Genomic DNA, 13,948 nt, shown 5'->3' with positions numbered 1-13,948 from the left:
GTGGCGTGCGATCTGTATCTACAGCTGATTCGACTGCATCTTGTGGGTGTTGGCGGGCCGCATCTGGCGCGCCGTCGTGGCGCGGGCAATGCTGGCATCATCGGGGAAGGGAACAGCATCGGCATGAGGATCGAGCCTGCGCGGCTGCGCGATGTGGTGGGCCGGATGTATACAGCGGCGGGGCTGCCGCCGGCGGATGCGGCGCTGGTCGCGCACAGCCTGGTGCAGGCGGATCTCTGGGGCCACTCCTCCCATGGTGTGATGCGCGCGCCCTGGTACCTGGACCGCGTGCGCGCCGGCATGATGCAGGCGGTGACGCAGGCCGAATGGCTGGTGGATGCGGGCGCCATCGCCGTTCTGCATGGCCATGACGGCGTCGGCCAGGTGATCGCGCAGCAGGCGATGCGGCACGCGATCCGCGCGGCGAAGGCGCATGGCGTCGGTATCGTCTCGGTGCGGGAGAGCAACCATCATGGTGCGCTCGGCTACTTCACGCGCATGGCGGCGGCGGAGGGCTGCATCGGCATGCTGGTGGCGAATGGCAGCCCGGCCATGGCGCCCTGGGGCGGGCGGGTGAAGGTGGTGGGCAACAATCCCTGGTCGATCTGCGCGCCGGCCGGACGCCACGCACCGATGATGCTGGACATCGCCAATACCAGCGTGGCGCGCGGCAAGATCTTCCTCGCCCGCCAGAAGGGCCAGCCGATCCCCGATAGCTGGGCGCTGGATGAAACCGGCGCGCGCACGACGGACCCGGTGGCGGCGCTGGCCGACGTGATCCAGCCGATGGCGGAGCACAAGGGCTACGCGATCTCCGCCATGATGGACGTGCTGGCCGGCGCGCTGTCCGGCAGCGGCATGCTGACCGAGGTGAACGGCCCCTACCAGGCAAGCAAACGCAGCCGCAGCGGCCATTTCGTCATGGCCCTGAACATCGCCGCCTTCGGCCCGCTGGCAGTTTTCGAGGCGCGCATCGAGGCGATGATCGCGGAGCTGAAGGCGACGCCGCTGGCGCCCGGCTTCGAGCAAATCCTCTACCCGGGCGAGTTCGAGGCGGTGAACGAGGCGCGCCACGCGGCGGAGGGCCTCGATCTGCCGGAGCAGACGGTGCTGGACCTGCGCAAGGCCGCCGCCGATTGGGGCGTGACGGCGGAGGAACTCGCGTGATGTGGCAGGTGGAAACGCTGATCCAGGGCTATCCCGGTAAGTCGAAGCAGCAGGGCGGGCTGGGCTGGTCCACCGTGGCGCTGGCGCGCGGGCCGGAGGGGCGCATCGCGGTGCTGGATACCGGGCGCAGCGGCGCGCGGCGCCTGCTGGTGGAGAAGCTGGCGGCCAGCGGCGTGGCGCCGACCGATGTCACCGATGTGCTGATCACCCATCTGCACTACGACCATTGCGAGAACTGGTCGCTGTTCCCCAATGCGCTGATCCATGTGCCGGGCGCGGAGCTGGACTGGGCCGCGGGCCTGCCCGATGGCGCGCCGCTGGTGCCGGAATTCTGCGTGCGCGCCCTGGCGCAATCGCCGCGGCATCGCCGGCTGGTGGAGGGTTCGACCGGCCTGCCGGGGATTTCCTGCTTCGACGCGCCGGGACATTCGCCGCATCACATGGTCTTCGTGCTGGAGGGTGCGCCGCGCACCATCTTCTCCTCCGACGTCGCGAAGAATCGGGCGGAGCTGGCCACCGGGCGCGCCGACATCACGCTGGATGCGGCGCAGCACAAGGCGGCGATCGCGCGGCTGAACGCGGTGTGGCGGGAACAGCCGGGCACCGTGCTGCTGCCCGGCCATGACGTGCCGCTGCGCCTGGATGCGCAGGGGATGCCTGAGCCGCTGGCGCCGCGCGTGATGACCATCGAGGCCTGGTTCGGCGACAGCCTGGAGGATGCGACCCGCTTCGACCTTACCTGATGCGGTCGGTGTCGCCAGTGAAGCCGAGCCCGCTGACGACGCCACCATGGAAGCGCGCGGCGACGCTGCCCGGCTCGGGTCGGTTGGCCTCGATCGCGGCGGCATAGGTTTCAGCATTATCCCGCGGCTGCCAGCGCAGCGCGGCGCGTGCTTCAGAATCATTGCCCCATAGCGCGCGCGTATTGGCGGAGACGCCCCAGACGACCAGGAAGTGGAAGGCCTCCGCCTCCACCGCCGCGCGCGCCAGTCTCGCCATGTCGCCATGGCTGATCCAGCCGCCGAGCTCCCGCGCATTGCCGGGCGTCTCGCGGAAGGCGCCGATGCGCAGGCAGGCCACCTCGATGCCGTGCTTGTCGGCATAGAGGCGGCCGAGCGTCTCGCCCCACACCTTGCTCGCGCCATACTGGCCGCTTGGGCGCGGCGGTTCGGTGGTGCCGACCAGGGTGTCGGCGGGGTGGAAGCCGATGGTGTGGTTTGAGCTGGCGAAGATGAAGCGCTTCACGCCGTTCTGCCGCGCCGCCTCATACATCGCATGGCAGGCCAGCACATTGGCGCGCAGGATCTGTTCGACCGTGCCGCCCGTCTCGCGCGGGATGCCGGCCAGGTGGATCAGGCAATCCACCCCCTCCGTCGCGCGCAGCGCCTCGCCCGGCTCCGCCAGGTCGCCCCGAAACACCTCGGCATCTTCCGCCACGATCGGGCGGATGTCGTGCAGGCGCAGCTGCTGCGCGGCGCCGTGCAGGGCAGGGCGGATGCAGCGGCCGATCTCGCCGGCCGCGCCCGTCACCAGCAGGCGTTGCCAGCGCGGCATCAGCCATCCACCGAGATATTGGCCTGCTCGACGATGCGCCCGAATTTCTGGGATTCGTTGCGGACGAAGTCGCGCGACTGGGCGAGCGACATGGACTGCACCAGCAGGCCCTGTTCCTCAAATCGCGCGCGCAGCGCCGGCGCCTGCACGGCGGCGGAGACCACCCGGTGCAGCCTTTCCATGATCGGCTCCGGCGTCGCGGCGGGGGCGAAGACGCCGAAGTAGTTCACCAGCTCATAATCGGCGAGCGGCGCGTATTCGGAGACGGAGGCAGCATCCGGCAATTGCGGCATGCGTTCCTTGCTGGTCACCGCCATCGCCTTGATGCGCCCGTCGCGGATCAGCGCCAGGCCGGAGGCCAGGCTGTTGTAGCCGAACTGCACCTGGCCCGAGGCGATGTCGATGACCGCGGCGCCGGAACCACGATAGGGCACATGCAGTGTCTGGATGCCCGCCATGTGGTCCAGCAGCGCGCCCGCCAGATGCTGCGGATTGCCGATGCCGGAGGAGGAATAGGACAGCTTGCCCGGATTGGCCTCGGCGTATTCCACCAGCCCCGCGACGGTGGAGAAGGGCGCCTGCGGGTTCACCATCACCACATTCGGCACCTTCACCACCACCATCACGGGGCGCAGGTCGCGGATCGGGTCATAGGCCATGCGGGCCCGGAACAGGTGCTGGTTCACCGCCGTCTCCCCGGCGCCGCCCAGCATCAGCGTGTAGCCATCCGGCGCCGCCTGGGCCAAGGCCTGGGCGGCGATCATGCCGCTGGCGCCGGCGCGGTTCTCCACCACGACCGGCTGGCCGAGCGCCGCGCGGATCGGCTCCGCCAGCAGCCGGGCGGAGATGTCCTGCCCGCCGCCCGCGGCATAGGGCACCAGCATGCGGATTGGCCGGTCGGGGTAGGCGGCCTGGGCCAGGGCCGGGGATGCCAGCGCGGAAAGCCCCGCGCCGGCCAGCAGATTGCGTCGTGTGAACATGAATGTTTCCTCCCATTTGGGAAGAAGCCTAACCCTGGACCGCGCCGCCCGCCAGTTCCCGCAGGATGCGGAGATCCGCTTCCTTCACTCGGGCACCCTCCGTCCGCTGGCGCTTCAGCGTCGCCAGTTCACGCTCCCCCGGCACCATCACCGGCTTTGCCGGGTCGGCGGCGGGCGTGGCGTGCAGGATGCCGATGAAATCGGCCATCCGCGCGGCGAAGGACTCCGTGCTGGCCAGCTTCGTCGCATCGATGGCGATGAAGACATGGCCGAGATTCTGCGCCACCTCCGGGTTCTTGTCCCAGGCCTGCACATGGGTGAGGTAGGCGGCGCCCGAGAGCAGCCCGGCCAGCAGGTCCACCATCACCGCCAGCCCGTAGCCCTTGTGGCCGCCGACCGGCAGCAGGAAGCCGGCCAGCGCCGCCTTCGCATCCGTCGTCGGCCGCCCTTCCGCATCCGTCGCCCAGCCCTCGGGCAGCGGTGCGCCGCTGGCGGCCAGGTCGCGGATCTTGGCGCGCGCGGCGACCGAAAGCGCCATGTCCAGGATCACCGGGTCACCGCCCGGGTTCGGCACGCCGATGCCGATCGGGTTGTTGCCGAGCCGCGTATCCTTGCCGCCCGAGGGCGCGATGGTGGTTGTGGCGTTGGAGGCGATGAGCGTGACGAAGCCCTGCTCCGCCGCGATCAGCGCATAGGGCAGGATCGGTCCGAAATGGTTGCTGCCACGCGCGAAGGCGACGCCGATGCCGCAATCCCGCGCTCCGACCATCGCCTCCGCCAGGCCGCGCATGCCGACCAGCGGGCCGATGCCGTTGCGGCCATCCACCATGGCCAGCGCCGGCATCACCCGCATCACCTGCAACTCGGCCTGCGCATCGATGCCGCCGACCTTCACCCGGTTGAGGTACTGGCCGACGCGGCTGATGCCATGCGTGGTCAGCCCGGCGAGTTCCGCCAGCACCAGCACACGCGCCGCCTGTGCCGCTTCCTCCGGCCGCATGCCGCCATGGGTCAGGGCACGGATGGTGAGGTCGAGAAGCGCCGCCTCGGCGATGGTTTCCCCCTTCACTTGCCGGCCCACACCTTGGCGGGGATGTACACCTCGCCCTTCATGATGCGGCGCGCCGTGCGCAGCGTGCCGCCGCCGAGGATGGTGGCGCTGCCGTCTTCCGCCGTGCCGGTGGTGATCACCGCCTCCATCACGCCCGTCGGGTGTTCCAGCGTGATCATCTCCCGCGCCTCGTCGTTCACCACGGCGATGCCGGCGGCGACGGTGCCGGGCAGCTTGCAGGCGCTGGCGATGCAGATGCCGCCGGTGACGGCCATGGCTTCATGGGTTGCGAGCGGCGTGAAGTAGCGCGCGGCGACGCCCGCGCCGCCCGCCGGTTCGCCGACCATGGCGAATTTCGGCATCACCTTGCCGGCCACGTCGCCCATGCCCATGGCGAGGCCGGCGGCACGGCGGATGCGCTCGATCCGCGCCATGAAGTCCTTGTCGGCATCGAGTTCCTTGGCGGATTCGCGTGCCGTCTTGCCGAGGTCCTTCGCCCGCGCGATCACCACCGGCATGGCGACGTCGAGGCAGGTGACGTCCACGCCCTCGATATGATCGAGCGCATTGCCCGTCGGCATCAGCTTGCCGGTGGCGCCGCCCACCGCATCGGCGAAGTTCAGCACGATGGGCGCGGCGGTGCCCGGCACGCCGGCGATGGATGCATCGCCATCATAGGTCACGCGGCCGCCCGGGGTCTGCACCACCGCCTCGATCAGCGCGCCGGTGTTGACGGCGCGGATCAGCACCTTGGTTTCCCCGTCCTGCGCCGGCACCAGGCCTTCCTCGATGGCGAAGGGGCCGATGCCGGCCAGCATGTTGCCGCAGGTCGGCCCCCAATCGACGAAGTCCTTGTCCACCGAGACCTGCGCGAACAGGTAGTCCACCTGCTGCTTCTCCCCCGGCGCCGCCTTGCTGACCATGACGGTCTTGCTGGTCAGCGTGGTGGCGCCACCGAGGCCGTTGATCTGCCGCGCATCCGGGGACCCCATCACCGCCAGCAGGACGCGGCCCGCATCCTCCCGGCTCTCCGGCAGGTCGCCGCGGTGGAAATAGGGGCCGCGGCTGGTGCCGCCGCGCATGAAGGTGCAGGGGATGGCGGTCTGGAGGGTCATCGGGTGGTCCTTGCAGGCGTCAGCGGAACGGCCAGGGCAGGTCCAGATACTCCTGCAGCAGCCCCCCGGGGAAGACCAGGTTCAGCGCATTCGCCAGCACCAGCATCAGCCCGCCCGCACCCGCCGTCAGCGCGACCGCCTGAACCCAGGAGGATCGCGCGATGACGCGCAGGAACACCATGAAGAAGCCGACAAGCGCCGCGAAGAAGCCGACCAGCCCGACCGAGACCATGAAGCCGATGAACCACAGCAGGAAGCGCCAGGGCCCGCCATCGCCGGCCTGCGCCTCGCCGTCGAAATTGGCGGAGCCGGCGGCGGCCGGGCCGCGCGCCTGCTGCACCAGCAGCAGTAGCGTCGCCGCGCCGCCGACCACGCCCACCGCGATCGGGAAGATCTGCGCCAGGAAGGACACGCCGAGGCCCTGCTGGATGGCGAAGCCGAAGCCCGCCAGCACGACGCCGGAGAAGATGATCTGCGGCGTCATGTTGCGCGCGACGGAGAACTCTGCCGAGCCTTCGGTGTGGATGCTGCTGCCACCCTTCGTCCCGCGCAGCCCGGCCCAGATCGAGATCACGATGATGGCCGCGATCACCAGCACCAGCGGCCGCGTCACGAAGCCCCAGCCATAGAACTGCACCGCCTGGTACAGATAGCGCTCGCCGCCCAGCGCCAGCACGAAGCCGATCAGGAAGGCGGGGCGGGACCAGCCGAAGCGGCGCAGGAAGATGCCGAGGATGCCCATGGCCAGCAGCGCCATCAGATCCGCGAAGCTGCGCGTCGCCTGGAAGGCGGCGAAGCAGATCACCATGATCATGAAGGGCGCGATCAGCGCGTAGCGCACCGCCGTCAGCTTCGCGATGCCCGGCGCCAGCAGGATGCACATCGCCGTGCCGATGACGTTGGCGATCGCGAGCGACCAGATGATGGTGTAGGTGACGCCGAGATTCTCGGCCGCCATGCTCGGCCCCGGCTGGATGCCGAGCAGGATCATGGCGGCCAGGAAGATCGCCATGGACCCTGAGCCCGGGATGCCGAACAGCAGCGTCGGCAGCAGCGCCCCGGCCGAGGTGGCGTTGTTGGCCGATTCCGGCGCGATCACACCGCGGATGTCGCCCTTGCCGAATTGCGACTTGTCCTTCGATGTCTGCACCACGTGGCCATAGGCGACCCAGTCCACCACGCTGCCGCCGATGCCCGGGATGGCGCCGACCAGCGCGCCGATGCCGGAACAGCGCAGCGTCAGCCAGATATTGGCCATCGTGTCGCGCACGCCGCGGTACCAGCCGCGGCCGAGCGGCGCGCCCTGCGCGATGGCACCGCCGCCGCGCAGCAGGTCCAGGATCTCCGGCAGCGCGAAGATGCCGAGTGCCACGGTGACCAGCGGAATGCCGTCGCTGAGATACAGCAGGCCGAAATCCATGCGGTACTCGCTGGTGGCCGGCGCGGCGCCGACCAGGCCGAAGCCGAGGCCGAGGCAGGCGGAGGCGATGCCCTTCACCATGTTGGCGCCGGACAGCACGCCCACCATCGAAAGCCCGAACAGCGTCAGCATGAACAGCTCCGCCGTGCCGAAGGCCAGGATGATCGGGCTGGCCACCAGCACCGCGAAGGTCAGCAACAGCGCGCCGAACAATCCACCGATCATGGAGGCCGCGAAGGCCGCTGACAGCGCGCGTGCCGCCTGACCCTGCCGGGCCAGCGGAAACCCGTCCAGCACCGTGGCCTGGGAGGCGGAGGAGCCGGGGATGCCCATCAGGATGGAGGTGAAGGTATCCGCCGTCGGCACGATCGCCAGCAGGCCGATCAGCATGGCGAGCGCCGAGGTCTCGTTCATGCCGTAAAGGAAGGGCAACAGCAGCGACAGGCCGGCGATGCCGCCCACCCCGGGCAGCACGCCGATCACGAGGCCAAGGCTGACCCCCGCAAGCATGTATCCCATATGCTGCAACGTCAGCAGGTTGCCGAGCGTCGCGAAGAAAAGGTCGATCATGGCATGGGCAGCCTTCGCGGCGCGGGATGGCGGGCGGGCGGCGGCTGCCGTGCGGGGCTTTGGGCCGGCCCTTCAGGACCGGCCCGCGCCCCAGGCGCCGTGCCCACCCAACCGATCAGAAGCGGACGTTGTGATTTGTCGCCAGGAAGTTCCGCACCCATTCGCGGGCCTCGGGCTTGATGGTGGTGGCGACGCGGTACACCGCCTGCACGTCATCGCCCACGGCCTGCTTGTATTCGCCCAGCACGTCGCCCTTGCGCGCCTGCAGCTCCGGGTCCGCCACCGCATCGGAGAAGGCCTTGCGGTAGGCGGCGACGATGTTGTCCGGCGTGCCGTGCGGCAGCATCGCCGGCTTCTGCCCGGCGAAGCCGGAGGCGAAGAAGGCGAGGTAGGCGTCGTATTCGACGCCGGACGGCTTGCTGCCGTTCACCATCTCGAACGCCTCGACGAAATGCGGCAGGTCCGGGAACGAAGGGTCGCGCTGCACATTGCCCTGGCCGTCCAGCACGCCCCAGGAGAACATCGGCACCGCGGTGCCGGCCTGCACCATCGGCATCACCTGCGTGATATAGGCCGACGAGGTCTGGTAATCGATCGTGATCTCGCCGCGCATCAGGCCGAGCCGCCCCTCGCCACGGCCGCGCATGCCGAAGACGTGGCGCACATTCAGCCCGAGCAGCCGGAAGGCCAGCATCGGCACCAGGTCGAGCGAGGTCGCGCCCTGGCTGCCATAGACCAGTTCCCGGTCGCGCAGCCGGGCGAGCTGGGAGACGTTCTCGATGCCCAGGCTCTTCGGCAGGTAGACCACGCCCCCGGTGGGGGAGACGTAGGTCGGGATCATCCGCGTGTAGTCGTAGCGCACCCGTGGGTCGCCGAGCAGGTAGGGGAACTGCGTGGAGCCGGAGGTGCCGATGAAGCTCAGCCCATCCGGCCGTGCGCGCTGGTAGAAGGTGTTGGTGCCGGTGATGGAGCCGCCGCCCGGCACGTTGCGGACGATGACGTTGGGCTTGCCCGGCAGGTGCTTGGCCAGGAAGGGTGCCATGAAGCGGGCCCAGACATCGCTGCCACCCGCTTCGGCAAAGGGAATCACGAACTCGATCGTCCGCCCGGCGAAGTCCTGGGCCTGCGCCAGGCCCGGCAGGGCGGCGGCGGCACCGAGGCCCGCACCGGCGCGCAGCAGGCCCCGTCGGCTGGACAGGAAGGGGGTGTTGGGACGCGTCATATGAATTCTCCCTTGGGCGGCCGCGGGTTGGCTCCGCGCGGTCGATCAGCATGTGCCTTGAATCGGCCGAGGCGCCGCGCCCTCCCCGGACGCTGCGCTCGCACCTTGCTCTTTGTCTCAATTCAGCATCGGCGTCCATGCCGGATGTTGCGCGGCCTCAGAGGGCTGTGTGGACCGCGCACGGATCGGCTCCGCGGGGCTTCGCCACCCCCCGCGGCATTGGCGGCTTTCGCCCTCCGCCAGGAGCGCAAGATCCCCTGCGGATCCTCACGCGCCGGCCTTCTCAAGGCGGTTCGTTGGACAGCCGGAGCACAACCGACGTGCCAGGCCCGCGGCTATATAGGTCCGCGCTTTCTCAGGCCTCCAGCAGTCCTGCGATCGCGGCGGCGATCGGCGCCGGGCACTCCACCGGGGTGATGTGGCGTGCCCCGGGCAGGATGGTCAGCGTGGCGCCCGGGATGGCCTCGGCAATGCTGCGCGCCATGGCGGGCGGCGTCGCCTCGTCCTGCTCGCCTACCAGCACCCGGGTCGGCGCGGCGATGCGCGCAAGCAGCGGGCGCAGGTCGGCGTCGCCCAGCATGCGGCAGGCGGCCGCGTAGCAATCCGGATCGGTCGCGGTGAATACATCCAGCCAATGCACCAGCACATCCGGATGGGCGGCGCTGAAGCCGGCGCTGAACCAGCGCGCGGCCTGGAACGGGCGCAGCGCCGCCAGGCCGTCGCGCAAGCCTGTTTCCGCCCGCTGCCGCCACTGAACGGGGGCGTCCGGCCCGTACCAGGCCGTGGTGTCCATCGCCACCAGCCCGGCTGTGCGCGCCGCGTGCCGGGCGGCGAAATCCAGTGCGACGCAGCCGCCCATCGAACAGCCCGCCACCACGGCCCGGCCCCAGCCGAGTGCATCCATCACCGCCGCCAGGTCATCGGCCATCTGCGCGGTGGCATAGGGGCCTGGCGCGCGGGCGGAGTTGCCATGGCCGCGGCAATCGATCGCCAGCAGCCGCGCCCGCCCGTCCAGCGCCGCCGCCACGCCCGCCCAGATCCCGCCATCCAGCGCCAGGGAATGCACGCAGGCCACCGCCGGCGCCTGCGGCCCCGCGGCCTCGCCCCAGATGCGCCACGCGATCCGCGTGCCATCCGCCGCCACCGTGTTCCCGCGCCGCATCCGGTATCCCCTTGCATGCCTCGCGTGCCAGGGTGACGTCGCCTGCGAGAAAGTCCAGAATGGTGGGACAACGACCTGCCGAGACAGGCCGAGGATGGAGGAGACCCCGATGAATCGTCGCAACGCCCTGATGCTGGCCGGTGGCGCGCTTGCCGCACCGCTGCTCGCCTCCGGCGCCGCCCGTGCCCAGGACTGGCCGGTGCGCCAGGTGAAGGTCGTGATTCCCTTCGCCGCCGGCGGGCCGCAGGACATTCCCGCCCGCATCATCGCGGACCGGCTGAGCCGCACCATGGGCGCCACCTTCTTCATCGAGAACCGGCCCGGCGTCGGTGGTGGCCTCGGCGCGCAGATGGTGGCGAATTCGCCGCCGGATGGGGCGACGCTGCTGTTCATCTCCTCCTCGATCTCCATCCTGCCCACCATGCAGCGCCAGTTGAACTTCGACCCGCTGCGCGACTTGGCGCCGCTGACCGTGGTCTGCGACGTGCCGGCCGGCATGATGGTGCGCGCGGATAGCCGCTTCGCCGACCTCGCCAGCCTTATCGCGGAGGCCAAGGCCAATCCCGGCAAGCTGACCTACGGATCGGGCGGCGTCGGCTCCGCCAACCACCTGGCGGGCGCGCAATTCGCGGCGCTGGCGGGCATCGAGACGGTGCATGTGCCCTATCGCGGCGTCAGCCAGGCGGTGAATGCGATCTATACCGGGGAGATCGACTTCGTCTTCGGCAGCAGCGTCGAGGTGCTGGCGCACCACCGCCAGGGCCGCGCCCGGTTGCTCGGCATGACCATGCCCGCTCGCGTGCCTGCGGTGCCCGAGATTCCCGCCATCGCGGAGCTGGTGCCCGGCTACGCCGCGCCGAACTGGTTCGCCATGTTTGCGCCGAAGGGCATGCCGGAGCCGATGATGCAGCGCCTGGTGGCGGAGCTGACGGCGATGAAGACGGACGAGACCCTGATCGCCCGCCTCAGCCCCGCCGCCGCCGTCATCCGCATGGATGGGCCCGCGGCGCTGACCGCGCAGCTCACCGCCGAGATCCCGCGCTGGCGGGAGGTGATCCGGCGGGCCGGCATCGGCGGCGATGCCTGACGGGCGCGGGGGTGGCCTGCAGGGGGACGCTGTCCCCCTGCACCCCCTGCCAGGGTCGACGCATGCTTCGACCGGGCCCCTGGACCGCGAGGACTTGAAGCGGAGGAGGACAGCGTCCTCCCTGCCGGCAACCGTGCGGCCCTCAGACCAGCGCCGCCGCCACCTTCACCGCGCTCTGCTCCCCCAGGATTTCCCGGATCGCCTGGCGCAGCAGGCGCACGTCGCGGATGCGGCTGAAGCCGGGGCGGTGGAACAGCGCCACGTCGCGCGCCATGCTGCCATCGCCGATGCGCCGATACGCCACCATGTCGTCCAGCAGCGCGCCGACCTGGACGGCAAGCTGCGGCATGAAGGACACGCCGACGCCAGCGGCCACCATCTGGCGCAGCGTCTCCAGGCTCGCCGCCTGCAATTCGGGGCGGTCGATCTGCAGCCGCGTCGGGCAATAGGCCAGCGCATGGTCGCGCAGGCAGTGGCCTTCGCTCAGCAGGATCAGCTCCGACGTCGGGATGTCATCCCGCACCACCTGCTCGACCCGGGCCAGCGGATGGTCGCGCGGCACCACCAGCACGAATTCCTCGCGGAACAGCTTCAGCTCGGTCAGTTCCGGGCCGGGCAGGGGGGAGGCAGCAAGAACCGCATCCAGCTCGCCATCTTCAACCTGCCGCGCCAGGTGCCGCGTCAGCCCCTCGGACAGCAGCAGGCGCAGATGCGGGAAGCGCGCGCGCAGCGGCTTCAGGAGGAAGGGCACCAGATAGGGGCCGAGGGTGGAGATCACGCCGAGGCGGAAGGTGCCCTCCAGCGGCGCGGCGCCGGCAGCCGCGATCTCGAACATCCGCCGCGCCTCGGCCACCACCAGGCGAGCCTGCGCCACCAGCTCGGCGCCGCGGGGGGTGACCAGCACGCCGCGCGGCGCGCGCTCGAAGCACTCGACCTGCAGCAACTCCTCGATCTTGCGGATCTGCGCGGAAAGGGTCGGTTGGCTGACGGCGCAGGCCTGCGCGGCGCGGCCGAAGCTCAGATGCTCCGCCACCGCCAGCAGGTATTCCAGGTCACGCAGCGACAGGCCGGCGAGCGTCATGAGGGCGAGGTCCGGAAACGCATAATGCAACTGATACGCATCTGGGCGTAAATGGTCCAGCGCTGCCACCCGGCGCAGCTGGCCGCAGTACCAGCCGGCGCACCTGACCCGGGCACCCTGGATTGACCTCCGCCGAGCCGGGGTCCTACGCCTGCGATCCAGGGGAGGGCCGCAATTTGGAACAGCAGGGAAAGCCGCGACAGCCGAAGCGGCGGCGTTCATTCGACCCGGCGGCCAGGGGCGCGCTGCAGGGGGTGCGGGTGGTGGACCTGTCCCGCCTCGTCGCCGGCAACATGCTGACCAAGGTGCTCGCCGACCACGGGGCCGAAGTGGTGAAGGTGGAACCGCCGGCCGGCGACAGCCTGCGTGCCTGGAAGGTCGGCGGCATCGAGACCGCCTGGAAGACCTGCTGCCGCAACAAGCGCAGCATCTGCCTCGATCTGCGGAAGGCGGAGGCGGTGGCCGTGGTGAAGCGGCTCGCCGCCGATGCCGCGATGTTCGTCGAAAGCTTCCGTCCCGGCGTGCTGGAGGAGATGGGGCTGGGGCCGGAGGAATTGCTGGCCATCAACCCGGCGCTGGTCATCGTCCGGGTCTCCGGCTGGGGCCAGACCGGGCCGTATCGCCACAAGCCCGGCTTCGGCACGCTGGTGGAGGGCTATGCCGGCTTCGCCGCGCTGAACGGCTTCGCGGACCGGGAACCGGTGCTGCCGCCGATGTTCATGGCGGATGCCTATGCCGGGCTGTACGGCGCATCCGCCGCCATGATCGCGCTGTGGCATGCGAAGGCGACAGGCCAGGGCCAGGTGGTGGATCTGTCGCTGTTCGAGCCGATCTTCGCGGTGCTGGAGCCGCAGATGGCGAATTGGCGGATCAGCGGCCAGGTGAAGCCGCGCACCGGCAGCCGCAGCACCAATACCGCGCCGCGCAACGCCTATCGAACCCGGGATGGCGGCTGGCTCAGCCTGTCCACCAGCACCCAGGCGGTGTTCGTGCGGCTGATGCACAGCATCGGCCGGCCGGAACTGGTGGATGACCCGCGCTTCCGCACCAACCCGGACCGGCTGGCAAATATCGAGGTGATCGACGGGGTGATCCGCGACGCGATCGCCGGAATGGACCGTGCCGATGCATTGGCGCAGTTCGACCGGGATGGCGTGACCATCGGCCCGATCATGGATGTCTCGGAGCTGGACCAGGATGCCTACATCGCGGAGCGGGAGGCGCTGATCGAGGTGCCGGACGACGACATGCCGGATGGCTGGCTGCCCATGCATGGCGAGGTGCCGCGCCTGTCCGTGACCCCCGGCATCCTCCGCAACCCCGCGCCGAAGCTGGGCGCGGACAATGACGCGCTGCTCGGGCCGTTGCTGGGGGTGGAGGAGCTGGCCCGGCTGAGGGCGGCCGGGGTAGTGCAGCACGGAGCGTAGTTCCAAGGGGGGCTAGGTCGTGGACTCGTAACTGCGCGCCCAGAGGCGTGCGGCGGCGAGGTGGAGCGCGGCGAGGTAGTTCCGGGCGAGCTTGTCGAAGCGGGTGGCGACA

At 70.2% G+C, this 13,948-nt stretch carries 12 protein-coding genes and 1 pseudogene; 4 read left to right on the top strand and 9 right to left on the bottom strand.

The window, feature by feature from the left end:
- The first annotated feature begins 123 nt into the window (after window positions 1-123).
- Window positions 124-1,167, top strand: a complete 1,044-nt coding sequence (locus HB662_RS26215) for an Ldh family oxidoreductase (RefSeq protein WP_168054556.1) — start codon at window positions 124-126, stop codon at window positions 1,165-1,167.
- Window positions 1,167-1,910: an MBL fold metallo-hydrolase gene (locus HB662_RS26210; protein WP_168054554.1), complete on the top strand. Its 744-nt coding sequence runs from the start codon at window positions 1,167-1,169 to the stop codon at window positions 1,908-1,910. Before HB662_RS26215 ends, HB662_RS26210 begins: the two co-directional genes overlap by 1 nt.
- Here the strand turns inward: HB662_RS26210 and HB662_RS26205 are convergent.
- The 7 genes from HB662_RS26205 to HB662_RS26175 all read right to left on the bottom strand — a co-directional run bounded on the left by HB662_RS26205 (window position 1,903) and on the right by HB662_RS26175 (window position 10,241).
- The gene (locus tag HB662_RS26205) at window positions 1,903-2,721 is read right to left on the bottom strand and encodes an NAD-dependent epimerase/dehydratase family protein (RefSeq protein ID WP_168054553.1); all 819 of its coding nucleotides are present in this window, start codon (window positions 2,719-2,721) and stop codon (window positions 1,903-1,905) included. The two genes, HB662_RS26210 and HB662_RS26205, sit on opposite strands and share 8 nt — an antisense overlap.
- A complete protein-coding gene (locus tag HB662_RS26200) occupies window positions 2,721-3,701 on the bottom strand; it encodes a Bug family tripartite tricarboxylate transporter substrate binding protein (RefSeq protein WP_168054551.1) in 981 nt (326 codons plus the stop codon). Before HB662_RS26200 ends, HB662_RS26205 begins: the two co-directional genes overlap by 1 nt.
- Before the next feature lie 28 nt (window positions 3,702-3,729).
- Window positions 3,730-4,770: an Ldh family oxidoreductase gene (locus HB662_RS26195; RefSeq protein WP_342449590.1), complete on the bottom strand. Its 1,041-nt coding sequence runs from the start codon at window positions 4,768-4,770 to the stop codon at window positions 3,730-3,732.
- Window positions 4,767-5,867: a 4-oxalomesaconate tautomerase gene (locus HB662_RS26190; protein WP_168054549.1), complete on the bottom strand. Its 1,101-nt coding sequence runs from the start codon at window positions 5,865-5,867 to the stop codon at window positions 4,767-4,769. The genes HB662_RS26195 and HB662_RS26190 overlap by 4 nt, the downstream gene beginning before the upstream one ends.
- A gap of 19 nt (window positions 5,868-5,886) precedes the next feature.
- Complete coding sequence (locus HB662_RS26185) at window positions 5,887-7,857, bottom strand: tripartite tricarboxylate transporter permease (protein WP_168054547.1); 1,971 nt, start codon at window positions 7,855-7,857, stop codon at window positions 5,887-5,889.
- Between the two features lie 115 nt (window positions 7,858-7,972).
- The gene (locus HB662_RS26180) at window positions 7,973-9,079 is read right to left on the bottom strand and encodes a Bug family tripartite tricarboxylate transporter substrate binding protein (RefSeq protein WP_168054545.1); all 1,107 of its coding nucleotides are present in this window, start codon (window positions 9,077-9,079) and stop codon (window positions 7,973-7,975) included.
- A gap of 355 nt (window positions 9,080-9,434) precedes the next feature.
- On the bottom strand, window positions 9,435-10,241 hold the full coding sequence (locus tag HB662_RS26175; RefSeq protein ID WP_168054543.1) for an alpha/beta fold hydrolase: 807 nt from the start codon (window positions 10,239-10,241) through the stop codon (window positions 9,435-9,437).
- Between the two features lie 109 nt (window positions 10,242-10,350).
- On the opposite strand from HB662_RS26175, the gene HB662_RS26170 reads away from it, so the two are divergent.
- Window positions 10,351-11,328: a Bug family tripartite tricarboxylate transporter substrate binding protein gene (locus HB662_RS26170; RefSeq protein ID WP_168054541.1), complete on the top strand. Its 978-nt coding sequence runs from the start codon at window positions 10,351-10,353 to the stop codon at window positions 11,326-11,328.
- A 142-nt stretch (window positions 11,329-11,470) separates the two neighbouring features.
- Here HB662_RS26170 and HB662_RS26165 read toward each other — a convergent pair whose 3' ends face one another.
- On the bottom strand, window positions 11,471-12,409 hold the full coding sequence (locus HB662_RS26165; protein ID WP_168054539.1) for a LysR substrate-binding domain-containing protein: 939 nt from the start codon (window positions 12,407-12,409) through the stop codon (window positions 11,471-11,473).
- Between the two features lie 176 nt (window positions 12,410-12,585).
- On the opposite strand from HB662_RS26165, the gene HB662_RS26160 reads away from it, so the two are divergent.
- Window positions 12,586-13,836 (top strand): CaiB/BaiF CoA transferase family protein, encoded by a 1,251-nt coding sequence (locus tag HB662_RS26160; protein ID WP_168054537.1) that lies wholly within the window; start codon window positions 12,586-12,588, stop codon window positions 13,834-13,836.
- Window positions 13,837-13,848: 12 nt separating this feature from the next.
- Here the strand turns inward: HB662_RS26160 and HB662_RS29490 are convergent.
- A pseudogene (locus HB662_RS29490) lies at window positions 13,849-13,948 on the bottom strand (IS5/IS1182 family transposase); the annotation flags it as partial.

This window comes from Falsiroseomonas frigidaquae (genome assembly GCF_012163145.1).
Classification (GTDB): Bacteria; Pseudomonadota; Alphaproteobacteria; order Acetobacterales; family Acetobacteraceae; genus Falsiroseomonas; species Falsiroseomonas frigidaquae.
The sequence above is the reverse complement of the archived record's forward strand: the minus strand, read 5'-3'. Positions and strand labels throughout refer to the sequence as shown.